Consider the following 21,730-nt stretch of genomic DNA (forward strand, 5'->3'; position numbering starts at 1 on the left):
CCGCGTAGACACATCCGTGTTTGGAGGTATCGACGATGACCGGAAACGACCAGCGGAATCCCGTGGACGAGCACCCGAAGCCGGAATTCCCCCAGCAGGACCAGCCGCATCCCGGCGCGACGGACGACATGGCGCCGCGGCCGGACCACGGCGAGACGTCCTACGAGGGCACCGGGCGGCTGCGCGACCGCCGGACGCTGATCACCGGCGGGGACTCGGGCATCGGCCGGGCTGTCGCGCTCGCCTTCGCACGGGAAGGGGCGGACGTCGCCTTCACCTACCTGGAGGAAGAGGAGAAGGACGCGCAGGAGACCGTCCGGCTGGTCGAGGACGCCGGGCAGCGCGCCCTTGCGGTGTCGTGCGACGTCCGCGCGGAGGAGCAGTGCCGGAGCCTGGTGGACCAGGTGGTGCGGGAATTCGGCCGTATCGACGTCCTGGTCAACAACGCGGCTTATCAAATGGCGCAGTCCGACGGTATCGAGGGCATTTCCACAGAGCAGTTCGACCGGGTGATGAAGACGAATCTCTACGGCATGTTCTGGCTCTCCAAGATGTCCCTGCCGCATATTCCCGAGGGCGGCAGCATCATCAACACGACGTCCGTCCAGGCGTACCAGCCGAGCCCGCACCTGCTCGACTACGCGACCACCAAGGGCGCCATCGTCACCTTCACCCACGGACTGGCCCAGGACCTCGCCGCCCGCGGCATCCGCGTCAACGCGGTGGCTCCCGGGCCGGTGTGGACGCCGCTGATCCCCTCGACGCTGCCGGACACCACCGAGTTCGGCAAGCAGAGCCCGCTGCAGCGGGCCGCCCAGCCCGTGGAGATGGCCCCCGCGTACGTCTTCCTCGCGTCCCAGCAGGCCAGTTACATCACCGCGGAGATCGTCAACGCGACCGGCGGCACCCCGCTGCCGTGACCGCACAGCCGTATCCGCAGCCCAAGGAGGTTCCCATGCTCAGCGCCATCGCCGATGTGTTCCGCGCCATCGGGAACGCGATCGCGACCGTCGTCACCCTGCCCTTCCGCGCCATCGCCCGCCTCTTCGGCGGCGCTTCGCGCGGCGCCCGGTGAGCCGCCGGGACCGGGCCCGGGCGCGGACCGTCGTCGTCACGGGTGCCAGTGCCGGGGTCGGCCGGGCGACGGCCCGGCACTTCGGCGCCCGGGGCGCCAACGTCGTGCTGCTCGCCCGCGGCCGTACCGGACTCGACGCCGCGGCGGCCGAGATCGAGGAGCGGGGCGGCCGGGCACTGGTGGTGCCCACCGACATGGCCGACCCGGACCAGGTCGAGGCCGCCGCCCAGGCGGCGGAGGACGCCTTCGGGCCGATCGACGTCTGGGTCAACTGCGCGTTCAGCACGGTGTTCGCGCCGTTCACGGAGGTCACGGCGGAGGAGTACCGGCGCGCCACCGAGGTCACGTACCTGGGTTTCGTCAACGGCACCCGGTCCGCGCTGCGGCGCATGCTGCCGCGGGACGCGGGCGCGGTCGTGCAGGTCGGCTCCGCCCTCGGTTTCCGCTCCGTCCCCCTGCAGTCGGTGTACTGCGGCGCCAAGCACGCCATCAACGGCTTCACGTCCAGCGTCCGCACCGAACTGCTGCACCGGGGGAGCCGGGTCGCGGTCACCGTCGTCCAGCTGCCCGCCGTGAACACCCCGCAGTTCTCGTGGGTGCTCTCGCGCCTGTCGAAGCACCCGCGGCCGGTGGCCCCGGTCTACCAGCCGGAGGTGGCCGCGCGGGCCGTGGTGCACGCGGCGGCCCACCCACGGCGCAAGCAGTACTACGTCGGACTCTCCACCGTGGCGACGATCCTCGGCAACCGGGTCGCGCCCGCCTTGCTGGACCGCTATCTCGCCCGTACGGGGTACGACGCACAGCAGATGGACGAACGGGCGGGCACCGACCGGCCGGTGAACCTGTGGCAGCCGGCGGACGGCCCGGACGGCCGGGACCACGGCGCGCACGGCATCTTCGACGACAGCTCCCACCCGCACGCGCCTCAAGCGGCCCTGGCCCGCCACCCCTTCCTTCTGGCAGCCGCCTCGGCGGCGGCCGGAGCGGCGGTGAGCGCCGTGCTGAAGGCCGGACCGGGCCGACGCCGCTGACCCGGCGGGAACGGCCGGCCGGGCACCGCGTCCCCTCGGCGGGGAGGCGGTGCCCGGCACCGGTCAGGACGACGGCGGGTAGCAGTACTGGCGCAGCAGCCGCACCAGATGTACGGCGTTGACGGCCAGCGTCCGCGTCGTGGACGCCACCGTCTTCGGCCGCTCGTCCAGGTCCTGGTAGTCCGTGCCGTGCTGCGCCTCGCCCACCCAGTACGTGACGGCGTTGGCCGCGAGCGAGAAGCCCAGGTCGTTGAGGCCCTGGAAGAGGTCGGCGCTGACCTTGTGGGCGCCGTCCTCGTTGCCGACGACGGCGACCGCACCGACCTTCCCGTACATCAGCTGACGCCCCTGGTCGTCGGTCTCGGAGATGTCGGCGTCCAGCCGCTCCAGGACCCGCTGGCACAGGCTGGAAGGGTGGCCGAGCCAGATCGGGGTGGCCAGCAGCACGATGTCGGCGGCCAGGATCTTCTCCCGCAGCCCCGGCCAGGCGTCGCCGTTCCCCATGTCCACGGCGACACCGGGACGGACGTCGTGGTCGGCGATGCGTACGGACTCGCACTGCGCCCCGAGGCCGCCCAGCTCGGCCAGGACCTGGTCCGCCAGCAGCTGGCTGCTGGAACGGGTGGGGGACGGGTTCAGGGTGCAGACGAGGGCCAGGGCCCGGATCATGGTGACTCCTCTGAGGTCGGCAGGGCGTACGCACGCCGTGGTGTCCCCGGTGGGACCGTACCCCGGGTGCCCGCGCCCCGCCGTCCGGCGCGGGCCGACGGGCGGACCGCGCTCACTTCCTGGCGGCGTACCGGTGCCGGGCCCAGGCGGGCAGCGCGAACCAGCACAGCAGGAACCACGCCACCAGGCCCGAGACGATCCACGGGACGGCGCTGTCGTGCAGCGCGACGCGCAGGATGAGCAGGAACGCGGAGATGACGGTGGCCAGCAGGAGCAGCAGTCCGACGATGGTCAGCCGGGAGGCCCAGGTGACCGTCTCCGGCTTGATGTGCTGCCCGGTGACGAACCGGTGGAAGGCGACCGGGCCGATCAGGGCGCCGGTGGCCGCCGCGCCCAGGCACAGCGTCACTACGTAGATGGCCCGCTCGGTGGCCGCGAGGGTGGGGAAGCGGGGGGTGAAGACGACGGTGAGCAGGAAGCCGAAGAGGATCTGCACGCCGGTCTGGGCCACCCGTACCTCTTGCAGCAGTTCGTTCCACCGCCGGTCGGCCCGTTCCTCGGCCGACTCGTGGCGGCCGTCGGAAGCCTGCCGCGCGGGTTCCATGGACCTCACGATAGGCGCGCTGCCGGGCGCTGTCCCGTCGGCGGCGGCGCGCCGACGGTGGGGCGAAGATCACAGCGGGCGGCGGAGCGGGCGGCGCGCCGGGCTGAGTACGGTGAGCGGGTGCCGAAAAAGCAGAACGTGTTCTCATCCGTGGTGGCCTGGCGCCGCCGGGCCGTGTCCCGTGCGGTGCACCGCGGAGCGCGCTGGGTACGGGAGGCGGGCGCCGTCACCGCCGAGCGCCCGGGACCGTACCGCTTCCGCCGGCTGGGGGGCGGCGCCCGGCTGGCCTACCCGCAGGGCACCGTCTTCGGCGAACCGTGGATCGAGATCGGCGAGTACTGCATCATCGCCCAGGACGTGACGCTGACCGCCGGCATGATGCCCGGCCTCGACCTCGGACCCGACCCGATCCTCACCCTCGGCAACGGCGTCGTCCTGGGCCGCGGCAGCCATGTGATCGCCGACGTCCGGCTGACCATCGGCGACGACTGCTTCTTCGGCCCCGGCGTGTACGTGACGACCACCAACCACAGCTACGACGACCCCGAACTGCCGGTCGGCAAGCAGTGGCCGCGCAGCGAACCGGTCGCGATCGGCCCGGGCAGCTGGGTGGGGACCGGCGCGGTGATACTCCCGGGCGCCCGGCTCGGCCGCAACGTGGTGGTCGCGGCCGGCGCGGTCGTACGGGGCGAGGTCCCCGACCATGCGGTGGTGGCCGGGGCTCCCGCCAAGGTCGTCCGCTCCTGGGACCCGGAAGCCGGGTGGCAGCCGCCGCTGCGCACCCCGGCGCCGGTGCCGGTGCCGGAGGGCGTCACGTCCCGGGACCTCATGGCACTGGCGGCGCTGGAGGCGGAGCCGGAGGGCGCGCTGCCGGGGGAGCCGGGGCGCGGAGCGCCGGTACCGAGGTCCGCCGACGCCTCCTGAGCGCGAGGCTACGGGCGCGCGCCCCGCACCCGTCCGGCTACTCGGGCCGGGACGCCGCCGGGCCCCCGAATTCGCGTACCGCGGCCTCCACGACGGCCTCCAGCCGCGCGTGGTGCGCGCCGTGCCAGTACACCCGCTCGCAGGCGGTGCACTGGGCGAAGACGTCGTACGTACGCCGCGTACCGCCCTCCAGCCGCTCCTCGACCGTGCCCTTCTCGGCGTCCTTGAGCAGGCCGTTGCACGCGGTGCACCGGGTCCACGGCGCGAGCTCCGGCGCGAACCGGCCGAGCACATCGCGCAGTTGTTCGTCGGGGCGGTCGCTGTAGACGTACGCCCCCGCCCAGTTCTCGCGCCGCCGCAGCAGCCCGCGGTCCCGGGACAGCAGTACCCGCCGTTCGGCCGCCGACCGCGCGGCCAGCGCCGGGTCGCCGATGTCCGCGCTCTCGTACGCGGCGTCCACGCCCAGCAGCCGCAGCCGCCGCGCGAGGGTCCCCAGATGTACGTCGAGCAGGAACCGCAGCGGAGCACCGGGCACCCGCTGCGGCCGTTCGACGGCGCACACCTCGACGGACTCGCCGTCCCGCGGCACGTGCGCCACCGCCGTCTCCCGCCCGTCCACGAGCAGCCGGCCCACTTCGGTGAGCGGAACGCCCAGCGATTCCACGACGTGTCCGAGGGTGGACGACCCGTCGGTGCGCAGCGCGGTGCGGCCGGCGCGCCGCTCGGAGGGGATGAAGAGCCGCAGCTCAGGGGCGACAGTGAGATGGATTTCGGGTCGGTTCACGCCGCCAGCATGCCATCGCGCCGCGCCGCGGCGCCCACGGGTCCCGGACCGCGGCCGTCCGCCCCGCGCGGCCCTGCGCCCTCTCGCCACCCGGCCGTTCCTGTGGTGTCCTCGACGGACGGGGCGGTGCCGGACGGGAGGACCACGGTGCGGGCGACGAAACGTACGGTGTCGGCAGGGGTGGTGCTGCTCTGCGTCCTGCTGGCCGGCGCGGTGAGCGGCTGTCAGCAGCAGGGCGCCGACGGGCGCTCGCCGTTCACCGGAAAGGCGGCACGGGCCGCGCCGGTCCTCGCCGTGAAGATCGACAACGTACGTGCCGCGCGCCCGCAGACCGGCCTCGACGGCGCGGACATCGTCTACGTGGAACGGGTCGAGTCGGGCCTCTCGCGGCTGCTGGCCGTCTACTCCTCCCGGCTGCCCCAGTCCGTCGGCCCGGTGCGCAGCGCGCGCGAATCGGACTTGGAACTGCTGCGCCAGTTCGGCCGCCCCGCGTTCGCCTACTCAGGTACGCAGAGCAAGCTGGACCCGGTCGTCGAGGCCGCACCGCTGTACCCGCTGCCACCCGGCAAGGCCGGCGACGCCTACAGCCGCAGCCGGGACCGCGAGGCGCCGCACAACCTCTATTTGCGCCCCGAACGCGCCCTGAAGGCGGCCCCCGGCGCGAGCACCGCCCGCGACATCGGCTTCCGCTTCGGCGCCGCGCCGCAGGGCGGTCGGAACACCTCCTCGTACACGGCCCGTTATCCGTCCGCCCGCTTCACCTTCGACTGGTCGGCGGAGCGGCGCGGCTGGCTGGTGTCCATGGACGGCGACCCGGTCCGCGCCACGGACGGCGGGCAGCGCCTCGCGGCCCCCACGGTCGTCATCCAGGGCGCACGGATCCATGCCTCGCGCTACCACGACCGCTGGGGTGCCTACTCCCCGTACACCGAGACCACCGGCGCGGGACCGGCCCGCGTGTTGCGCGACGGCAAGGCGTACGACGCCCACTGGTCCCGCCCGTCCCCCGGCGGCGGCACGGACTTCACCACCTCGTCGGGTGCCCGGCTCACCTTCGCACCCGGCCAGGTGTGGGTGGTCTACGTACCGGAGGAGGACATCACGGGCGCGGGCGGCCGTTGATCCTTCGGCGGCCTGGGCCTGGGTCACACCGCGACCGGCAGGCCGCGCAGCCCCCGGATCACGAAGTTCGGCCTGCGTTCCGGTGTGGCGGCCAGCCGCAGGCCCGGGGCCCTGCGGAGCAACGCCGCCAGTGAGGCGGCCAGTTCGATGCGGGCCAGGGGAGCGCCGATGCAGTAGTGGATGCCGGCGCTGAAGGAGAGGTGCGGGTTGTCCTTGCGGGCGAGGTCGAGCCGTTCGGGACGGTCGAAGGCCGCCGGGTCGTGGTTGGCCGAGCCGAAGAGCAGCGCCACCTCGCTGCCGCGCGGGACGACCGTGCCGCCGATCTCGATGTCGTCCAGCACCCAGCGTTCGAAGAGCTGGAGCGGTGTGTCGTAGCGCAGCAGCTCCTCCACGGCGGTGGGCAGCAGGGCGGCCGGGTCCGCGCGCAGGGCCGCCAGCTGCGCGGGGTGGCGGAAGAGCGCGTACCAGCCGTTGACCGTGGCGTTGACGGTCGCCTCGTGCCCCGCGTTCAGCAGCAGCACGCAGGTGGAGATCAGCTCCTGCTCGCTCAGCGACTCACCGCCGTCGTACGCGGCGATCAGCCCGGAGACCAGATCGTCACCGGGCGACCGGCGCCGAGCGGCGATCAACTCCTTCAGATACCCGGAGAATTCCCGCGAAGCCGCCACCGCCCGCCGGGCCGTCTCCTCCGTCGGATTCAGCTCGTACATCCCGCAGATCGCGGCCGACCAGGGGCGCAGCAGCGGCCGGTCGCCCTCCGGGATGCCGAGCATTTCGGCGATCACCGCGACCGGCAGCGGCTCGGCGACCCGCGCCGCCAGATCGCCGCCGCCCTCCGCGACCAGGTCCTCGACCAGCCGGTCCGCCAGGGCCTCGACGTACGGCCGCAGCCGCTCGACCGTACGGGCCGTGAACGCCTTCGAGACCAGACGGCGGATCCGGGTGTGGGCGGGCGCCTCCAGGTCGAGCATGCCGTTGTCGTTCAGGACGTGGAACGGCTCGTGCTCCGGCGGCGGGGCGCTGCGGCCGAACTCCTCGTCCGTGAAGCGGTGCCGGTACGTACGGCCCAGCCGGCGGTCGCGGAGCAGTGCCGAGACGTCCGCGTGGTGCGGGACGAGCCATTGGCCCGACGGTTCGAACCAGTGCACCCGGCCGCGGGCGCGCAGCTCGGCGTAGGCGGGGTACGGGTCGGCGACGAAATCCGGCGACCAAGGGTCGAAGACGGCCTGGACACCTTCCATACGCGGAAGGTAGCCGCCGCCACCCGGGTACGGCCAGCCCGGCGCCGTACGGGCCGCGGCGTCAAGGACGGCGGGCCAGTTCCCGCACCCGGCTCGGCTGGCTGCCCCAGTTGCGGGTCTGCGCCGGGATGCGGTGCCGGTGCCCGAAGGCGTGCAGGCGCTCGACGAAGTGCAGGCCGGCGGAGTCCATGAAGGTGACCCCCGCGATGTCCAGGGTCACACCGGCCGGGACGGCCGGCAGCCCGTTCAGGGCCTGGTCGAGCAGGCGTACGGACGTGAAGTCGATCTCTCCTCTGGGGCTGAGCACGGCGCGGTCGCCGTGCAGGCGGGTGCGGACCGTCAAGATGTTCGCGAAGTCCGGGCCAGACAGTTCTGTCTCAGGGGCCATGCCCTTACCGTGTCAGGGTCGGACGAGCCTGTCCACAATCACCACCACGTTCGTCAGGGGGACACGATGGCTTCAGGGGACGCGATGGCCGCGAGGGCCACGGCGCCGTCCGCCCGTCCGCCCGCCCAGGCACGGGAACGCATCCTGGAGACGGCGTACGAGCTGTTCTCCCGGCGCGGCATCCGCGCGGTCGGCGTCGACGAGGTGATCGCCCGCTCCCAGGTGGCCAAGGCGACCCTCTACCGCAACTTCCCCTCCAAGGACGCCCTGGTGCTGGCGTTCCTCCAGCGACGGGAGGAGCGCTGGACGCAGGGCTTCGTGGCGGCCGGCGCGCGGCGGCGGGGCGCCACCCCGGAGGAACAGCTCCTCGCCATCTTCGACGTGTTCGACGAATGGTTCCACCGGTCCGATTTCGATGCGTGCACCTTCATCAACGTCCTGCTGGAAATGGGCTGGGACCACCCGCTGGGCCGGGCGAGCATCACCCACCTGGAGAACATCCGCACCCTCGTGCGGTCGCTGGCCGAGGAGGCCGGACTCCGGGACACCGAGGACTTCGCCCGCTCCTGGCACATCCTGATGAAGGGATCGATCGTCTCGGCGGCCGAGGGCGACACCGAGGCGGCCCGGCGGGCGCAGCAGATGGGGCGGATGCTGATCGCGCAGCATCGGTGAGGGGGCGCTGGCGATGAGGTGTGCTGGTGCTGGGGCGTGCTGCTGTCGCTGAGGAGTGCTGCCGATGAGGCGCGCTGTCGCTGAGGAGTGCGGGCCGGGCTGAGGCGTGCCGCGTCCGGTGAGCGCGCTGCGGAGCGAACGGCCGTCGGCGCGATGACGAGAGCGGTGCCGATCGCGCGCCCCGCTCACCGGCTGAGACGGCGCGGCGGACGGCCCGGCGGACGGCCCGGCCGGACTGTTAGCTTGGGCGGTATGCCCGAGCCCATGGATGCCTTCGAGGAGGTCCGTCCCGCCCTCGACTGTCTGGACCTGCTGACCGAGCCGGTCGCCGCGGCGATCCGCGGCTGGCGGGGAGCCGTACCGGTCGAGCAGTTCCACTACGTGGACACCGACCCGTCGATCGCGGACACCAACGTCCTCGTAGAGCACCACGGACCGTGGCTCCTGGAGCAGTCGGCGAACTGCGTGGTCGTGGCGGGCAAGCGCGGCGGAGCCGTCACGCTCGCCGCCTGCGTGGTCCTCTCGCACACCCGGGTCGACGTGAACGGGGCAGTGCGCCGCCAACTGGGCGCCCGCAAGGCGTCGTTCGCCCCCATGGACACCGCCGTCGGCGAAACCGGCATGGAATACGGCGGCATCACCCCGATCGGGCTGCCCGCCGCCTGGCCGCTGCTCCTGGACGCCGCCGTCGCGGACATTCCGTACGCACTGATCGGCAGCGGCAGCCGGCGCGGCAAACTCATCGTGCCGGGCAAGGCACTGGCCGAACTGCCGGGGGCGACGGTCATCGACGGGTTGGGGACGGTGCCGGGGGAGTAGCGGCCGGATGCCGTGGTTCGCCGGCGGCGTTGCGCTTGAGCGGGCGGTTGCCCGATCATTCGCGCCATGGACACCAGGGGGAACACCGGTCCGGCCGGGGCCCGCGACGTGACGGAGTTCCTCGCCATGCTGCGGGAGCTCAAGGAGCGCCGCGGACTCACCTACCGGCAGCTCGAACAACGCGCCGCCGAGCAGGGCGAGGTGCTCGCCCGCAGCACCCTCGCGGACATCCTCGGTGGGCGGCGGCTGCCGCGCCCGGAAGTACTGGCCGTCTTCGTGCGCGCCTGCGGGGAGGGCGAGCGGCTGGCGGCCTGGCTGGACGCCCGTGAGCACGTGGCCGCACAGGCCCGTAAGCCGTCGCAACCGGCGGCAGAACCGGCGACGGAACCGACGACGGCGGGACAGTCGGACGCGGAGCGCGTGATGGACGTGGAGCGCGTGACGGACGCGAAGCCCGTGACGGACGCGGCGGTGACGGCCCCGGCGCACCCCCGGCGTCGCCTCCTCCCGTCCCGCGCACACCGCACGCCCCTGCTCCTCGCTGCGGTGGCCGCCGTGGCGGTGGCCGCCGGCGCCACGGCCTGGGCGCTGACCCCCGGCAAAGCACCGCAGAGCGCTTCCGGTGGGACATTCGGCGCCCAGGCCGGCGCGAGGGAAGCGGCGGCCCCCACCGGCTGGATACGGATTCGCCCCGCCGTGGCACCCGCCCTCTGCGTGACCGACGGCCCCGTCCAGGACAAGCGGTACGGCGCGCTGGTGGCCGTACAACGGCCGTGCGGGGACGTCGCACCACAACGCACCACGCTGGAACCGGTCGGTCCGAACACCTACCGCATCGCCTGGGTACACCCCGACCACGGAAAGGGCTGCCTGAAGGCCCTGTCCGGCGGCGCGGCGGACGGATTGCTGGAGCCGTGGGACGCCTGCGGCAAGGCGAGCAGCTTCCGCGTCGAACGGGAGCCGTCCAGTGCGGGCGCGAAGTCCGGCCGGTACGTCTTCCGTGCGGACGGGGAGCAGTGCCTGGGCGTCCGGGACTCCGGTACGGCCACCGGCGTCGAAATCATGCTCCAACCCTGTACGGGAAGCACCGCCCAGCAGTTCCTGATCGACCGCGCACGTTAACCCGCAACCCCGCGCCACGATCGCAGATCCAGTGACAGGGCCGTGGAGTGCTCGGCGAAGCCGAGGCTGCGGTAGAGCGGTTCGGCGTCCGGCGTCGCATGCAGATCCACACGCGTCACCCCGCGCGCCGCGAAATACTCCAGCAGCGCTTCGGTCGTGGCCCGCGCGTAACCGCGCCCGCGGTGCTCCGGGTCCGTACAGACGTTGAAGACGAACCCGAACAGACCCGAAGGATGCCCCGGCGCCGGCAACCGCTCCTCGACCCGCCCCACCGCACACGCCGCGAGCCGATCCCCGTCCCCGGCCTCCACGACGAACCCGACGAGCCCCGGCACGTCCGCCGCCAACTGCCGGCGCCCGGCCTCGACCGCGTCCCGCTCCCAGTCCCCGGGCTCGTCCCGCCCGTTCATCGCCCGGAACATCAAACGCCGCAGCCGCACGATCTCGACGGCGTCACCGGGGACTGCGGCACGTATCGCGATCACGACCGGACGGTAACCCATCAAGACCGGTACGGGCACCCGGGATATGAACGGGGAGCCCGGGGCTCAGGTCAGGCGGGGTATCTCGATGGGGTAGCGCCGAGGTAAGCCCAAGAGTCGCCAGTACTTGATCTTGGCGTGTGTGCTGCTCGACCCGCTCGACGCAGGCCGGCAACCGGGAGCGCGGTGACGCGATTTTCGTACCCGCGGCGGGCCTTGCGCTGGGCCGGGAACGCTGTGGGGCCGTCGAGCGGTTGGCAATGGTCGAGGAGTTGGCGGTGGACCACAGGCGCCGCGGGGACGCGGAGCGGGTAGCCCTGACCGCGCCGTACGGCTTGGCCGTGGTCGAGCGCGGCGCACTCGGCGGGCTCCGGTTCGGCGGCGCGGGGGAAGTCGGCGACCTTGCCGGGCATGTCGAGGGTGACCGGCGGTTCCGGGGCCCGGACGCCCTGGTCGGCGGCGGTGTGCTCGGGCAGAAGGCCGGCGACGGCCGTGCGGGCGGCGCCGCGGCTGACACCGTGCTCGCGGGCGAGAGCGGCGAGGGGCCGGCCGCCCAGGTATGCGGCGCGTACGTCGTCGATTCTGTCAGCCGGGGTGGCCGGGCGACGCCCGCCCTTGACGCCCTTGGTCTCGGCGGCCCGCAGCCCGTCCTAGGTCTCGGAGACCCGGCATCCCCTCCCGCAAGGCCTGCCCGGGGCCACAGCCTGCCTCTAAAACGTAGGACAGCTTCTCAGTTTGCCCTTTGACCTCGGTCAGCGCCGTGAGTGCCGGGTCATTGGTTCTGCTCCATCCGACTGAACCAGTGGCTGTTTGCCCTGGTTGGCGCCGCCCCTGACGCCATGACGGGCCGCTATGAGCACCGACATGTCTCGTACCGTAGTGCTCTTCCGTCATTCGAAGGCCGACTCCTCGTTCGAGGGCGATGATCACCAGCGTCCGCTCGCCGAGCGCGGCCGTCGTTTTGCCGGTAACCCGGGGGACGGACAGTCAGCGGAACAGGCGGAAGAAGCCGCGCACCTGCTTGACCAGCGACTCCGGCTGCTCCAGCGCGGCGAAGTGGCCGCCGTGCGGCAGCTCCTCGAACCAGCGCAGGTCGGTGAACCGCAGCTCGGCCTCCCGCCTCGACGGGCGGGTGATGTCGCGCGGGTAGACCGACAGCCCGGATGGTGCGGTCACCTTGTCCCGGAAGTTGGCGAAGCTCTCCCAGTACAGGCGCGCCGACGACGTGGCCGACGCGGTGAACCAATAGACCGAGATCTCGTCGAGGATCGTCTGCCGCGACAACGCGTCCTCGGGATGGCCGTCGTTGTCCGTCCACGCCCAGAACTTCTCGGCGATCCAGGCGGCCTGTCCCGCCGGGGAGTCGGTGAGGCCGTAGCCGAGCGTCTGCGGCCGGGTCGCCTGGATCGCCGAGTACCCCCGGCCGGTGCGCTGCATCTCCTTCTCGGCTTCGAGATTCGCGAGTTCCGCGGGGGTCGGGTCGTCGAACGTGCCCGCCGCCACGGATCCCAGGTTCAAGTGGACGCCGACGACCCGCTCGGGCGCCACCTCGCCCAGCACCCCGGACACCGCCGAACCCCAGTCACCGCCCTGCGCGCCGTACCGTTCGTAACCCAGCGAGACCATCAAGGTGTCCCAGGCGCGGGCGGTGCGAGTGACGCCCCACCCGGTCGTCGACGGCTTGTCGCTCCAGCCGTACCCGGGCAACGACGGCGCGACCACGTGGAACGCGTCCGCCGGGTCACCGCCGTGCGCGCGCGGGTCGGTCAGCGGGCCGAGGACCTCCAGGAACTCGAGCACCGAACCCGGCCACCCGTGCGTGAGCACGAGCGGGAACGCGTCCGGCTCCGGCGAGCGGACGTGCAGGAAGTGGATGCCCAGCCCGTCGATCGTGTCGCGGTACTGCGGGAACACGTTCAGCCGCTCGGCGAACCCGAAGTCGTAGTCCTCGGCCCAGCTGCGGCACAGCTCCTGCGCATACGCCAGCGGCAAACCCTGTGACCAGTCGTCCACCGGCTCGCGCTCGGGCCACCGTGTCCGACGCAATCGTTCACGCAGGTCCGCGATCTCGGCTTCGGTGATGCCGACCTCGAACGGCTCGGCGGACATGGCAACGCTCCTCACTGGTCAAGGCGTTATCGGATCGGATGCAGGTGGACCGTCATCGCGGCCTCCCGCGCGTGGCGTCGGGTGGGGGACGGTGTTCGGCGGTAGGGCGCCGGGTCAGGCTGAGGACGAGTCCGGCCAGGGGCAGTGCCGCGAGCACGGCGAGGGCCACCGGCGCCGGCACGACGCCGGACAGACCCGCGACAGCGGCCGGACCGATCCCGCCACCCAGGGCGTTCATGAAGTTGAGCAGGCTCTGCGCGGTGTGGCGGTCGTCCGCGGCGACCAGGTCCGGCGCGAGGCTCATCACTACGGCTTGGGTGCCGGCGAACCCGCACACGGTCAGCGCCGTGCCGACGACGATCAGGACCGGTCCGGTGGAGATCGCGACCACGAGCACGCCGACGACGGTGAGTGCCGCAAGCCCGGCCGATACCGGCCGACCGGTGAACCGGTCGGTCAAGGTGCCGACCAGCCGCCCGGCCGGCACCGAGCAGGCGGCGGCCGGGACCAGGAGCACGCCGGCTTGCAGGGGGCCACCGCCCGTGGCCTGCTCGATCAGGGACGGGGCGCGGAACAGCACCCCGTAGTAGCCGGCGAAGACGGTCCCGCCGATGAGCCCGGCCGCAAGGAAGCCGCGGGATGCGATCACCCGCCGGGGCACGAACCCGTCGGGCGTGGTGCGCACGCGCCACCACAGCCCCACGGCGGCGAGCGCCCCGGCGACGGCCACGACGAGCGTGACCGGAGCGGGCAGGCCGACCGAGTGTGCCTGCAGCAAGGTGATCAAGGAGCCGGCGAGTACCGACAGCACGGCCGCGCCGACGATATCGAGTCGCCCGGACGAGCCGTTCCGCTCGCCGCTACCGCTCCGCGTCAGCGCGCGCCTACTCGGCAAAGCGGCCAGCAGGAGGGGCAGCGCGAGGACCGGGACCGCGAGCACCGCACGCCACCCGAGCCATGCGGTCACCGCCCCGCCCAACAGCGTCCCGCACCCCGACGCGGTCGCGCTGGCGGCCGCGATGATTCCCAGGGCGCGGATCCGTTGCCGCCCGGGAAGGGCGGTGGCCGCGGCAAAGACGGCGATCACGGTCGCGCCCGCGCCGGCGCCGCCGATCAGCCGGCCGACGATCACCACGGACAGTGTCGGCCCGGCCCCGGCGAGCGCGGAGCCCGCGGCGAGCGCCACGACCCCGGCGACGAGGATGTGGAAGGGGCTCCAGCGGGCCAGCAGCCGACCCGCGACCGGCATCGCGAGCGCGGAGGTCAGCGACCACGCGGCGAGAATCCATGCGGTGGCCCCGAACGGCACCGTGAGTGCGCGGCCGATGGCCGGCAGGGCCACCGACGGCGCTCCCAGTGCCACGTACATCGGCAGCACCAGCATCCCCAAAGTCAGCCCCAGCCGACGCCCGTCCGAGGCGTCGGCTCCCTCCGGTGCCGGGGCCTCTTCAGGCGGGATGGCCTGCGGAGTCGTCCCCCGCCGGACATGTTGTGACATGCTAAAGCTCCTTTGAGTGTCACGTTACGGAGCAGCGAGGAGACACGTCAAATGCGGGATGCGTGTTACAGGCCAGAGGTGGTCCAGACGGCCGTCGACCTCGCCAACACCTTGAGGCCGATCAAGGGAGAGGATGAGCTTGAGACCGTGGAGCAGCTCCGGGATTTCCTTGACGACCATCCCGTAGCGGTGCCTCCGAGCGCGGCGGCGGACCAAGGGACCGGTCCGTGGCATCTCACCCGCGCCGACCTGGCGGAAGTCCGCGCGCTGCGCGAGACGGTGCGTGAGGTGCTCGAACGGGCGAGCACGGACGCGGTCGAAGCTGCGGCTCTGATCAACGACGGCCTGCGCCGAAGCCGCGCCACCCCGGTACTGCGCCACGAGGACGACCGCTGGTGTACCGAGGTGACCTCCGACACCGACCGCTGCTCGGCGCACCTTGCCGCGACGACGCTCAGCGCACTGGCCTCCGTGATCGCCACGCTCGGTCCCGCTCGTCTCGGCGTATGTGCCGGGCCGACCTGCCGGGCCACCTTCGTCGACCTCTCGCGCAACGGCTCGAAGCAGTACTGCACCCGCACCTGCGCACACCGGGCCAGCGTCGCGGCCCACCGGAGCCGGCGCAGGCCGCGTTGAGCGCCGGCACCCGACCCTGCCGGACCGGCTCCGGGGTCTCTCCGAGCCCGCCTTCGACGAACTCGTTCGGGCCTCCGAGGGCGTTCCTCGCGACGCGATCCACATCGCCGCGAAAGCCGCAAATGCAGGCCCGAGGCCGCAAGATCTCCGTTCCGATCGTCCAGGACACAGCGCGAGCCTGGTATCAGTCCGACAAGGCGCGTGCTCTCCGCGCGTATCCCGAGCCGGACCGACTGACGTCTGGGTGATCGGCTACGTTGCCTACGTCGATCTGCTCCACACCAACTACGCTCCCCAAGGTCTCTTGCCCTTCACAGGCGACGACGGCAAGGAGCAGCACATGGGGCTCGACGTTTCGGTCCAAGACCTTCGCGCGAGGCAACGGGCAAGCCTCGACCTCGACGTCCAAGCAACGGCGGATCTCAAGCAAGGTTGAGCCGAGCCATGGGGGCCGGTGCCGGAAGCAGACCATGGGCACCCGAGCAACACAGCCGGACTCGACACCGGATCCGGGTGGCCCAAGCCTCGGGGCCGGGACGACGTGCACACCGTGGGCCGTACGGGCAGCGGATGCCCGCACGGCCGCAGCCCCTACGCAACGACATGGCCGGGTGGCGGACCTGGTTTACAAGCGGGTCTCGACCGACCAGCAGTCGACCGCCCGGCAGAACCTCGTCCCGGCCGAGGCCGGCATCGAGGACCCGGTCGTCTTCGAGGAGGACCCGGGCACGTCCAGCCGCCTCCACCCTTTCAAACGACCGAAGTTCGGCGAGTTGCTGGCGTACGTGCGGCCGGGCGACACCGTGCACATCTCCGAGATGTTCCGCCTCGTACCGGTACCGGCCACATCCTCGACGTGCTCGACGTCCTCCACCGCGACCGCCTTGCCCTGCGCATCCACGACGGCGCGTTCTCCGCGATGGACCTTACTGTCCGCCACCCGCGCGCCGGCGAGCTGCTGTCCACTGTGAAGTTCACGGTGCAGTCCCTCGCCGCCGGGGAACTCCAGCGCGGGCCCACCTACGACGGACTGCGCGCCGCCGAGGCCAGGGGTAGCAAGGGCAGGCGCCGCCCTGCCGTACACCGCCGACTCCTCGCCTGCTGCCAGCCACTCGACGGCGCCCAAGGCGTCCCGGTGATCCCGGCCCAGCGCAAGGCCCGCCGCGAGTACGAGAACCGCGTCAGCGCTCTGGCGAGTGGTGCACCATAGCCGGCCTTCCGGGGCCAAGATCATTCCGTGGCGGCTTTCTGGCGTACCTGGGTCACACCCCTTGGAGACCAGATTGGCCACGTGTGACCGAGCGCGGCAGATGGCCTGGTTGGTCAACCTCGATGCTCAACCCAGGTGGAGCGTGATGCGGTGGTGAGCGGCCTCAAAGCAAGGCCGCGATGCCGTCCCGGTCCTCGGGAAGCCCGGCCGCGCGGAACCACAACCTGTTCCCGGCGATGCCGCCTGTCGCCTCGTCGGTGTCCACGAAGGCCCGCAGCAGGTCGCGTTGGGCGGAGGTGAGCGGGTGGGCCGGGTCGTAGCCACCGGGGAAGGCTCTGAACAGGATCGGCCCGCGCTCGTGGTCGGTGCATGACCCACCGCCGGCGGCCACGATGGCGACGGCCACCGGCGCCACCTCATCGAACGATTCGGCCAGGGCGAGCGCGGAACGCAGCACGGTGAACCGGAACCATCCGTCGAGCCCGGGCAGTGGATCGGGGAACCAGCCGTCCGTCGCTCGCGGGTCCCGCAGTGCGTCGAGGAGGACGGCGAGAGCGCGTGGCCGATCGAGACGGTCGGGTCCGAGCGCGGCGCAGACCCGCACGGCCGGGTCGGAGTCGGTGAGCAGGTCGGAGGTGTCCACTCCCCACACGCCGAACGCCCGCGCCACACCCGCTCGTTCCCGTCGGGCCTCCACGGACGCGGCGCCCAGCCGGGTCCGCAGCAGGGCGGCGGCCTGCGGCACCCGGTCGGCGAGCTCTGGGGTGGAGAGGAGCGGCACTGCGGCGCCGAGCGCGGCCTCACGGACGTGGGGATCGGCAGCGGTGAGGAGCGGCTCGACAGCGTTGTACAGGGCGGGGCGTATGCCCCGGCACGCGTGCAGTGCGGCGATCTCGTCCGGGCCGTGCTCGCGGCGCGTCTCGTCGTGCCAGGGCTCCCACTGCCAGTGGGTGCGGTCCCTCGCCGGATTCTCCCCATAGGCGGCGGACTCGGCCACCTGCCCCAGCCAGATGAGCAGGGCGGCCCGCAGGCTGCGGGGCGGTCCGCCGTCCCAGGGGAAGTGCCCCTCGTGTTCGGTCAGGCCCATGGGGTGGTCGAGGATCGCGGCGACGAACAACGCCACGGGCGCGGTGACGGTGTACAGCGAGCCCTGGTGCACGGCCATGTCCAACGCGGCCAACGCCTTCGACCTCACTCCGGGCTCCTCGTCCACGAGAGAACACAGAGTGATGGGCACGTCCTCAGCGGGCCCGTAGGCGTGTTGGAGGGAATTCCAGTCCGTCTCCAGCAGCAGTTCGCGGGCCGCCGTCGGCAACCCGTTCAGGATCCGCGCTATGCGGGCACTCTCGCCATCCGTCATGCCCGCACTCTGCCAGCAGCCACTGACAACTCCCCAGGGAGGCGAGTGGCGTACCAGGCCGCCGGGCCGGCCCGAAGCCTCTGTCCGCGGAGTCAGCGGGCGAGGCGGGGGAAGAGGATCTCGGCGTTCTTGCGGTCGATGGCGTCGGCCTGGCCCGGGGCGTAGTCGGGGTAGGTCTCCAGGTAGTGGTTGTAGTAGCTGCCGGCGTCCTGCGGGGCGAAGGGCCAGTCGCTGCCGTAGAGGATGTGGCCGGGTTCGGCGAAGGCGAGCAGGGCGGGCAAGGCGCTGGGGCTGGCGGACAGGGCGGTGTCGAAGTAGAACCGCTTCAGGTCGCGCAGGATGTCCTCGGCCGTGCGCTCCCGGTCGACGACGGTGGAGGTCAGGCCGGTGAAGCGGTACGCGGCGTAAGGGAGGAAGCCGCCGCCGTGGGAGAGGATCACCCGTACGTTCGGGTAGCGGTGCATGACGCCGTTCAGGACCAGGTTCAAGGCGCTGCGCGTGGTGTCGAAGACGTAGTCGGCGAGCGGGGCGGGGGTGCCCGGGAGCAGGTCCATCGGGGGCTGGGCGGGGTGGATGAAGACGTTTGCGCCGCGGCGGTCGAGTTCGGCCCACAGCGGTTCGAAGTCGGGGTCGCCGAGGTAGCGGCCGCGGGCGTTGGACATCAGTACGACGCCGTCGGCGTGCAGAGTGTCCAGCGCGTGGACGGCCTCCGCCACGGCGGCGTCGACGTCGGGCAGCGGGAGGCCGGCGAAGTGGCCGAAGCGGTCGGGGGAGTCCTTGACGACCTCGGCGCCGTACTCGTTCACGGCACGGGCGAGATCCCGGGCCTGCGCGTCGTCGCCGAGGTGGACGCCGGGAGCGGTGACGGACAGGACGCCGGTGGCGATGCCCTGCTCGTCCATCATCGCGATCGCGCTCTTCGGGCTCCAGCCCGGGATGGCCCAGCCGCCGGAGTCCAGGCCCTGCGCGGCGAGGGTCTCGGCCCAGACGGGCGGAACGATGTGCTGGTGGACGTCGATGCGAGCGGGGAAGGGCATAGTGCTTCACTCCCTAACGCTTAGCTTGCTAAGCAATTTCATTTAGTAAGCTAACAGTCATGCGAGAAGCAGGCAATCCCGAGACCGGCAGCACCCCTGACCTGCCCGTGGATCCCGGCGTCGAAGAGCTGGCCCAGGCCGCCGACCGGCTCTTCTACGCGATGCGACGCTCGCGGTCGGCGACCGTCGGCCAGTCCGCCGCCGGCCTGTCCATGGCCCAGCTGGCCCTGCTCGCCCCCCTGGCCGAGGACGCCGACGGCGAGGGCCTGCCCGTCGGCCGCCTGGCCGCTCACGCCGAGGTCAGCGTGCCCACCGCCACCCGCATGCTCAATCAGCTGGAGGGCAAGAGCGTGGTCACCCGACGCCGCTCACCGCACGACGAGCGCCGGGTCCTCATCCGCCTCACCCGGGAAGGCGCCGAACACCTCGCGGTCATGCAGGCCCAGCTGCGCGCACGCCAGTACGCGGCCCTGTCGCAGTTCACTCCGCAGGAGCAGCACGTACTCGCCGCACAGCTGCACCGCCTGGCCGGCCTCATCAACGAGACCCTTCCCAAGGCCGCCGGATCGGCGGCGGACGAGGGCTGAGCATCCAGGCGACGGATCTCGCTGACCTGACCCCCGGCCCGGCCCCAACGCCGGGCACCGCAGGCCCTCCACACCGCAGAAGTTCCGCAGTCTCAGGGGCGCTGCCGTCCCTCATGAACATCGAACACGGCCGCGACAGGGCACCGCTCAAAGCCGTGTACAACCGCTGTCGCAACTCGTGAACACAGCCAGTCAGAAGTTGTACGGCTTCTTGGTGTTCCAGTTCAGCACGTCGGCCTCATTCCAGCTGAACTGCGGCTTCTCGCCCTTGGCGTCGACAGAGTAGAAGGGGCCCTCGCGACCGTCCGCGCCGCGCAGCGCGATGGCGAACGACTGCGCCGTGTGATTCTTCGAGCCGTAGTCGAAGAGGTTCACCGCGCTGTATACCTTGCCGCCGGGCTGGAGCGTGATGTGCTTGTCGCCGCCGGGGTTGTCCTTCTTCGAGTGCGGCAGTGCGGCGCCGTCGACGTCGCCGAGCTTCACGGCCGGGTACGAGGTCACCCAGCACGGCTTGGCGCCCTCGTTCGACGCAGTGACCAGCAGATGGTCGCCCTGCTGCCCGGCGAACCGGTGCACCGCGGTGACCAGCATCTCGTCGCCGCGGCACTGCCGGGCGCCGGCCGCCTGGCCCTTGCTCGCGGCCTCGTCCGTGCGGCCCGAGGCGGCCTCCGAGCGCACGCCCTCCTTGGTGTCACCGCCGCTGCCGGCCTGCTCCGCGCCGCCCTTGCCCTGCCCGTTGGACGCGGAACGGCTCTGTGCGGTACCGGCGGTGTTGTCGCCGCCCGCCGCCGTCGAGCCGCTCTCGGCGCCGCCGCAGGCGGTCAGGCCCAGCGCCAGCGCGGCAGTGACGGCGGCCAGGGTGGCGGTACGAATCCGGGAAGTACGCATGATCGGGGTCCCCCTGCGCTTCGTGCGGGAACATTCTTGGGCCGTTCCCGCGGTGTGGACACCACATTTCCCGGAGCCACTGACGTTCCGGAAACGTCCCACTCACGTCCCGCAAACACACCCCGCGCGAACGGGTGAGCCCCAGCCGCGGGCGACCTGGAGTTCCGCACCGTGGCCCTGCCGCCCGCACGCGGCCCCTGAACAGCCTCACCTGTCCCCATGGCCACCACCGACCGGCAGCACCGTTCGCGCTCAAACGGCCAAGTGCCACGCTCACCGGCCAATTGAAGGGCTCAGCCACGCCACGCTCTTCCTCGCTTTGGCCGGTGCATCGGACCTCGGGTGTCCAAACGATGGCAGCCTCAAGTGATCAACGCACCGCCCACGGTTGATCATGTGATCGTGGAGGTACAGGTGCGTGACTACGGGTTCTCGTCGGCTCAGCAGGACGAGATCTGGAGACGCTGGCGCGCAGGGCAGTCGTTCAGCTTGATTGGTCGGGCGCTCGGGGCGCCGATGCACCACGTCCGCCAGTTCCTGTACCAGAGCGGCGGCATCCGTCTCACCCCGCAGCAGCGCTCCGAGCGGCATCTGGCCGGCAGCGAGCGCGAGGAGATATCCCGCGGTATCGCGGCCGGAGAATCTGCTCGGCAGTTGGCCAAGCGGCTGGGCCGATCCCCTTCGACCGTATCCCGCGAGATCGCACGCAACGGCGGCCGGGATCGCTACCGGGCCGCGTCTGCCGATGCGGCCGCCTCGACTGCGCGGTCCTGGCGGCCGGGTGGCGGGCGTCGTGCATCAGGTGTTTGCTGCGCCGCATAGGGTGGGCTGATGCAGGAGCAGTACCGGACTCTCGCGCGCGAGGGTGTTCACGAGATCGAGATCAGCAAGTCCCGCTTCATCTGCGCGCTCGCCCCCGTGGCGACCGAGACCGAGGCCCAGGACTTCATCGCGCGCATCCGCAGGGAGCATCCCACCGCGCGGCACAACTGCTTCGCGTACGTCCTCGGGGCCGACGGCGGGGTGCAGAAGGCCAGTGACGACGGTGAGCCGGGTGGCACCGCGGGCGTCCCGATGCTCCAGATGCTGGTGCGCCGTGAGGTCAGGTACGTCGTCGCGGTCGTCACCCGCTACTTCGGCGGCATCAAGCTGGGCGCCGGCGGCCTGATCCGTGCGTACGGGGGCGTCGTCGGTGAGGCCCTGGACGCGCTGGGCACGGTGACCCGTCAGCGCTACCGGCTGGTCACCGTCACCGTGGACCACCAGCGCGCGGGCCGCGTGGAGAACGACCTGCGGACCACCGGGCGGGCCGTGCGCGAGGTGACGTACGGGTCCGACGTACGGATCGAGGTCGGGCTGCCGGAATCGGACCTGGACGCGTTCCGTGCCTGGCTGGCCGATGCGACGGCGGGCACGGCGGGGCTGGAGCTGGGCGGCGAGGCGTACGGGTAGGTCCGCCCGGCGGCCGG

Annotated in this window: 26 protein-coding genes; 15 read left to right on the forward strand and 11 right to left on the reverse strand. The window is 72.1% G+C overall.

Annotated elements, in window-relative coordinates; genetic code table 11:
- Window positions 1-35 precede the first annotated feature (35 nt).
- Genes ACH4FX_RS30735 through ACH4FX_RS30745 form a run of 3 tightly spaced genes read left to right on the forward strand, consistent with a single transcriptional unit; the run spans window position 36 to window position 2,106 of the window.
- The gene (locus ACH4FX_RS30735) at window positions 36-920 is read left to right on the forward strand and encodes an SDR family oxidoreductase (RefSeq protein ID WP_398484426.1); all 885 of its coding nucleotides are present in this window, start codon (window positions 36-38) and stop codon (window positions 918-920) included.
- Window positions 921-955: 35 nt separating this feature from the next.
- A complete protein-coding gene (locus ACH4FX_RS30740; protein ID WP_398484428.1) occupies window positions 956-1,075 on the forward strand; it encodes an LPFR motif small protein in 120 nt (39 codons plus the stop codon).
- Window positions 1,072-2,106, forward strand: a complete 1,035-nt coding sequence (locus ACH4FX_RS30745; RefSeq protein ID WP_398484430.1) for an SDR family oxidoreductase — start codon at window positions 1,072-1,074, stop codon at window positions 2,104-2,106. The genes ACH4FX_RS30740 and ACH4FX_RS30745 overlap by 4 nt, the downstream gene beginning before the upstream one ends.
- 63 nt (window positions 2,107-2,169) lie before the next feature.
- On the opposite strand, the gene ACH4FX_RS30750 is transcribed toward ACH4FX_RS30745, so the two are convergent.
- Together ACH4FX_RS30750 and ACH4FX_RS30755 are read right to left on the reverse strand one after the other, a co-directional pair.
- Entirely contained in the window at window positions 2,170-2,775 is a 606-nt protein-coding gene (locus tag ACH4FX_RS30750) for a flavodoxin family protein (RefSeq protein ID WP_398484432.1), read from the reverse strand.
- A 112-nt stretch (window positions 2,776-2,887) separates the two neighbouring features.
- Entirely contained in the window at window positions 2,888-3,379 is a 492-nt protein-coding gene (locus tag ACH4FX_RS30755; RefSeq protein ID WP_398484433.1) for a DUF6328 family protein, read from the reverse strand.
- A gap of 120 nt (window positions 3,380-3,499) precedes the next feature.
- Between ACH4FX_RS30755 and ACH4FX_RS30760 the strand changes: the two genes are divergently transcribed.
- The gene (locus ACH4FX_RS30760; RefSeq protein ID WP_398484435.1) at window positions 3,500-4,303 is read left to right on the forward strand and encodes an acyltransferase; all 804 of its coding nucleotides are present in this window, start codon (window positions 3,500-3,502) and stop codon (window positions 4,301-4,303) included.
- Window positions 4,304-4,340: 37 nt separating this feature from the next.
- Here ACH4FX_RS30760 and ACH4FX_RS30765 read toward each other — a convergent pair whose 3' ends face one another.
- Complete coding sequence (locus tag ACH4FX_RS30765; RefSeq protein ID WP_398484437.1) at window positions 4,341-5,087, reverse strand: Mut7-C RNAse domain-containing protein; 747 nt, start codon at window positions 5,085-5,087, stop codon at window positions 4,341-4,343.
- Between the two features lie 147 nt (window positions 5,088-5,234).
- Here ACH4FX_RS30765 and ACH4FX_RS30770 point away from each other — a divergent pair, with 147 nt between their 5' ends.
- Window positions 5,235-6,209 (forward strand): DUF3048 domain-containing protein, encoded by a 975-nt coding sequence (locus ACH4FX_RS30770; RefSeq protein ID WP_398484439.1) that lies wholly within the window; start codon window positions 5,235-5,237, stop codon window positions 6,207-6,209.
- Between the two features lie 23 nt (window positions 6,210-6,232).
- On the opposite strand, the gene ACH4FX_RS30775 is transcribed toward ACH4FX_RS30770, so the two are convergent.
- Together ACH4FX_RS30775 and ACH4FX_RS30780 are read right to left on the reverse strand one after the other, a co-directional pair.
- Complete coding sequence (locus ACH4FX_RS30775) at window positions 6,233-7,450, reverse strand: cytochrome P450 (RefSeq protein ID WP_398484441.1); 1,218 nt, start codon at window positions 7,448-7,450, stop codon at window positions 6,233-6,235.
- Between the two features lie 61 nt (window positions 7,451-7,511).
- Window positions 7,512-7,838, reverse strand: a complete 327-nt coding sequence (locus tag ACH4FX_RS30780) for an STAS domain-containing protein (protein ID WP_398484443.1) — start codon at window positions 7,836-7,838, stop codon at window positions 7,512-7,514.
- 66 nt (window positions 7,839-7,904) lie between these two features.
- Between ACH4FX_RS30780 and ACH4FX_RS30785 the strand changes: the two genes are divergently transcribed.
- From ACH4FX_RS30785 to ACH4FX_RS30795, 3 genes are all read left to right on the forward strand, one after another.
- The gene (locus tag ACH4FX_RS30785) at window positions 7,905-8,513 is read left to right on the forward strand and encodes a TetR/AcrR family transcriptional regulator (RefSeq protein ID WP_398484445.1); all 609 of its coding nucleotides are present in this window, start codon (window positions 7,905-7,907) and stop codon (window positions 8,511-8,513) included.
- A 252-nt stretch (window positions 8,514-8,765) separates the two neighbouring features.
- Entirely contained in the window at window positions 8,766-9,332 is a 567-nt protein-coding gene (locus tag ACH4FX_RS30790; protein ID WP_398484447.1) for a YbaK/EbsC family protein, read from the forward strand.
- Between the two features lie 66 nt (window positions 9,333-9,398).
- Complete coding sequence (locus tag ACH4FX_RS30795) at window positions 9,399-10,454, forward strand: helix-turn-helix domain-containing protein (RefSeq protein ID WP_398484449.1); 1,056 nt, start codon at window positions 9,399-9,401, stop codon at window positions 10,452-10,454.
- On the opposite strand, the gene ACH4FX_RS30800 is transcribed toward ACH4FX_RS30795, so the two are convergent.
- The 3 genes from ACH4FX_RS30800 to ACH4FX_RS30810 form a co-directional block, all read right to left on the reverse strand.
- Window positions 10,451-10,939 carry a GNAT family N-acetyltransferase gene (locus ACH4FX_RS30800; protein WP_398484451.1) on the reverse strand — a complete coding sequence of 163 codons (489 nt, stop codon included), beginning with the start codon at window positions 10,937-10,939 and terminating at the stop codon, window positions 10,451-10,453. The two genes, ACH4FX_RS30795 and ACH4FX_RS30800, sit on opposite strands and share 4 nt — an antisense overlap.
- A gap of 984 nt (window positions 10,940-11,923) precedes the next feature.
- Entirely contained in the window at window positions 11,924-13,045 is a 1,122-nt protein-coding gene (locus tag ACH4FX_RS30805) for an epoxide hydrolase family protein (protein ID WP_398484453.1), read from the reverse strand.
- Between the two features lie 52 nt (window positions 13,046-13,097).
- Complete coding sequence (locus ACH4FX_RS30810; RefSeq protein WP_398484454.1) at window positions 13,098-14,543, reverse strand: MFS transporter; 1,446 nt, start codon at window positions 14,541-14,543, stop codon at window positions 13,098-13,100.
- Window positions 14,544-14,621: 78 nt separating this feature from the next.
- Between ACH4FX_RS30810 and ACH4FX_RS30815 the strand changes: the two genes are divergently transcribed.
- The 4 genes from ACH4FX_RS30815 to ACH4FX_RS30830 all read left to right on the forward strand — a co-directional run bounded on the left by ACH4FX_RS30815 (window position 14,622) and on the right by ACH4FX_RS30830 (window position 16,389).
- Window positions 14,622-15,179, forward strand: a complete 558-nt coding sequence (locus ACH4FX_RS30815) for a CGNR zinc finger domain-containing protein (protein ID WP_398484456.1) — start codon at window positions 14,622-14,624, stop codon at window positions 15,177-15,179.
- 244 nt (window positions 15,180-15,423) lie between these two features.
- Window positions 15,424-15,615 carry a hypothetical protein gene (locus tag ACH4FX_RS30820; RefSeq protein ID WP_398484458.1) on the forward strand — a complete coding sequence of 64 codons (192 nt, stop codon included), beginning with the start codon at window positions 15,424-15,426 and terminating at the stop codon, window positions 15,613-15,615.
- Window positions 15,616-15,649: 34 nt separating this feature from the next.
- Window positions 15,650-16,150: a recombinase family protein gene (locus ACH4FX_RS30825; RefSeq protein ID WP_398484460.1), complete on the forward strand. Its 501-nt coding sequence runs from the start codon at window positions 15,650-15,652 to the stop codon at window positions 16,148-16,150.
- Window positions 16,036-16,389, forward strand: a complete 354-nt coding sequence (locus ACH4FX_RS30830; RefSeq protein WP_398484462.1) for a hypothetical protein — start codon at window positions 16,036-16,038, stop codon at window positions 16,387-16,389. The genes ACH4FX_RS30825 and ACH4FX_RS30830 overlap by 115 nt, the downstream gene beginning before the upstream one ends.
- A gap of 163 nt (window positions 16,390-16,552) precedes the next feature.
- Here ACH4FX_RS30830 and ACH4FX_RS30835 read toward each other — a convergent pair whose 3' ends face one another.
- Complete coding sequence (locus tag ACH4FX_RS30835; protein WP_398484464.1) at window positions 16,553-17,749, reverse strand: HEAT repeat domain-containing protein; 1,197 nt, start codon at window positions 17,747-17,749, stop codon at window positions 16,553-16,555.
- Between the two features lie 92 nt (window positions 17,750-17,841).
- Window positions 17,842-18,786 (reverse strand): amidohydrolase family protein, encoded by a 945-nt coding sequence (locus tag ACH4FX_RS30840; RefSeq protein ID WP_398484466.1) that lies wholly within the window; start codon window positions 18,784-18,786, stop codon window positions 17,842-17,844.
- 59 nt (window positions 18,787-18,845) lie between these two features.
- Between ACH4FX_RS30840 and ACH4FX_RS30845 the strand changes: the two genes are divergently transcribed.
- Window positions 18,846-19,373 carry a MarR family winged helix-turn-helix transcriptional regulator gene (locus ACH4FX_RS30845; RefSeq protein ID WP_398484467.1) on the forward strand — a complete coding sequence of 176 codons (528 nt, stop codon included), beginning with the start codon at window positions 18,846-18,848 and terminating at the stop codon, window positions 19,371-19,373.
- A 192-nt stretch (window positions 19,374-19,565) separates the two neighbouring features.
- Here ACH4FX_RS30845 and ACH4FX_RS30850 read toward each other — a convergent pair whose 3' ends face one another.
- A complete protein-coding gene (locus ACH4FX_RS30850) occupies window positions 19,566-20,261 on the reverse strand; it encodes a DUF4232 domain-containing protein (RefSeq protein ID WP_398484469.1) in 696 nt (231 codons plus the stop codon).
- A gap of 366 nt (window positions 20,262-20,627) precedes the next feature.
- On the opposite strand from ACH4FX_RS30850, the gene ACH4FX_RS30855 reads away from it, so the two are divergent.
- Together ACH4FX_RS30855 and ACH4FX_RS30860 are read left to right on the forward strand one after the other, a co-directional pair.
- On the forward strand, window positions 20,628-21,083 hold the full coding sequence (locus tag ACH4FX_RS30855) for a helix-turn-helix domain-containing protein (protein WP_398484471.1): 456 nt from the start codon (window positions 20,628-20,630) through the stop codon (window positions 21,081-21,083).
- A gap of 9 nt (window positions 21,084-21,092) precedes the next feature.
- Window positions 21,093-21,713, forward strand: a complete 621-nt coding sequence (locus tag ACH4FX_RS30860; protein WP_398484473.1) for a YigZ family protein — start codon at window positions 21,093-21,095, stop codon at window positions 21,711-21,713.
- The last annotated feature ends 17 nt before the right edge of the window (window positions 21,714-21,730 follow it).

Source organism: Streptomyces sp. NPDC018019 (genome assembly GCF_044327805.1).
Taxonomy (GTDB): Bacteria; Actinomycetota; Actinomycetes; order Streptomycetales; family Streptomycetaceae; genus Streptomyces.

Coding starts and splice junctions, on each gene's coding strand:
- ACH4FX_RS30735 (WP_398484426.1), top strand. CDS start 36: ATGACCGGAAACGACCAGCGGAATCCCGTGGACGAGCACCCGAAGCCG.
- ACH4FX_RS30740 (WP_398484428.1), top strand. CDS start 956: ATGCTCAGCGCCATCGCCGATGTGTTCCGCGCCATCGGGAACGCGATC.
- ACH4FX_RS30750 (WP_398484432.1), bottom strand. CDS start 2,775: ATGATCCGGGCCCTGGCCCTCGTCTGCACCCTGAACCCGTCCCCCACC.
- ACH4FX_RS30755 (WP_398484433.1), bottom strand. CDS start 3,379: ATGGAACCCGCGCGGCAGGCTTCCGACGGCCGCCACGAGTCGGCCGAG.
- ACH4FX_RS30775 (WP_398484441.1), bottom strand. CDS start 7,450: ATGGAAGGTGTCCAGGCCGTCTTCGACCCTTGGTCGCCGGATTTCGTC.
- ACH4FX_RS30780 (WP_398484443.1), bottom strand. CDS start 7,838: ATGGCCCCTGAGACAGAACTGTCTGGCCCGGACTTCGCGAACATCTTG.
- ACH4FX_RS30785 (WP_398484445.1), top strand. CDS start 7,905: ATGGCTTCAGGGGACGCGATGGCCGCGAGGGCCACGGCGCCGTCCGCC.
- ACH4FX_RS30790 (WP_398484447.1), top strand. CDS start 8,766: ATGCCCGAGCCCATGGATGCCTTCGAGGAGGTCCGTCCCGCCCTCGAC.
- ACH4FX_RS30795 (WP_398484449.1), top strand. CDS start 9,399: ATGGACACCAGGGGGAACACCGGTCCGGCCGGGGCCCGCGACGTGACG.
- ACH4FX_RS30805 (WP_398484453.1), bottom strand. CDS start 13,045: ATGTCCGCCGAGCCGTTCGAGGTCGGCATCACCGAAGCCGAGATCGCG.
- ACH4FX_RS30810 (WP_398484454.1), bottom strand. CDS start 14,543: ATGTCACAACATGTCCGGCGGGGGACGACTCCGCAGGCCATCCCGCCT.
- ACH4FX_RS30825 (WP_398484460.1), top strand. CDS start 15,650: ATGGGCACCCGAGCAACACAGCCGGACTCGACACCGGATCCGGGTGGC.
- ACH4FX_RS30835 (WP_398484464.1), bottom strand. CDS start 17,749: ATGACGGATGGCGAGAGTGCCCGCATAGCGCGGATCCTGAACGGGTTG.
- ACH4FX_RS30840 (WP_398484466.1), bottom strand. CDS start 18,786: ATGCCCTTCCCCGCTCGCATCGACGTCCACCAGCACATCGTTCCGCCC.
- ACH4FX_RS30845 (WP_398484467.1), top strand. CDS start 18,846: ATGCGAGAAGCAGGCAATCCCGAGACCGGCAGCACCCCTGACCTGCCC.
- ACH4FX_RS30850 (WP_398484469.1), bottom strand. CDS start 20,261: ATGCGTACTTCCCGGATTCGTACCGCCACCCTGGCCGCCGTCACTGCC.
- ACH4FX_RS30860 (WP_398484473.1), top strand. CDS start 21,093: ATGCAGGAGCAGTACCGGACTCTCGCGCGCGAGGGTGTTCACGAGATC.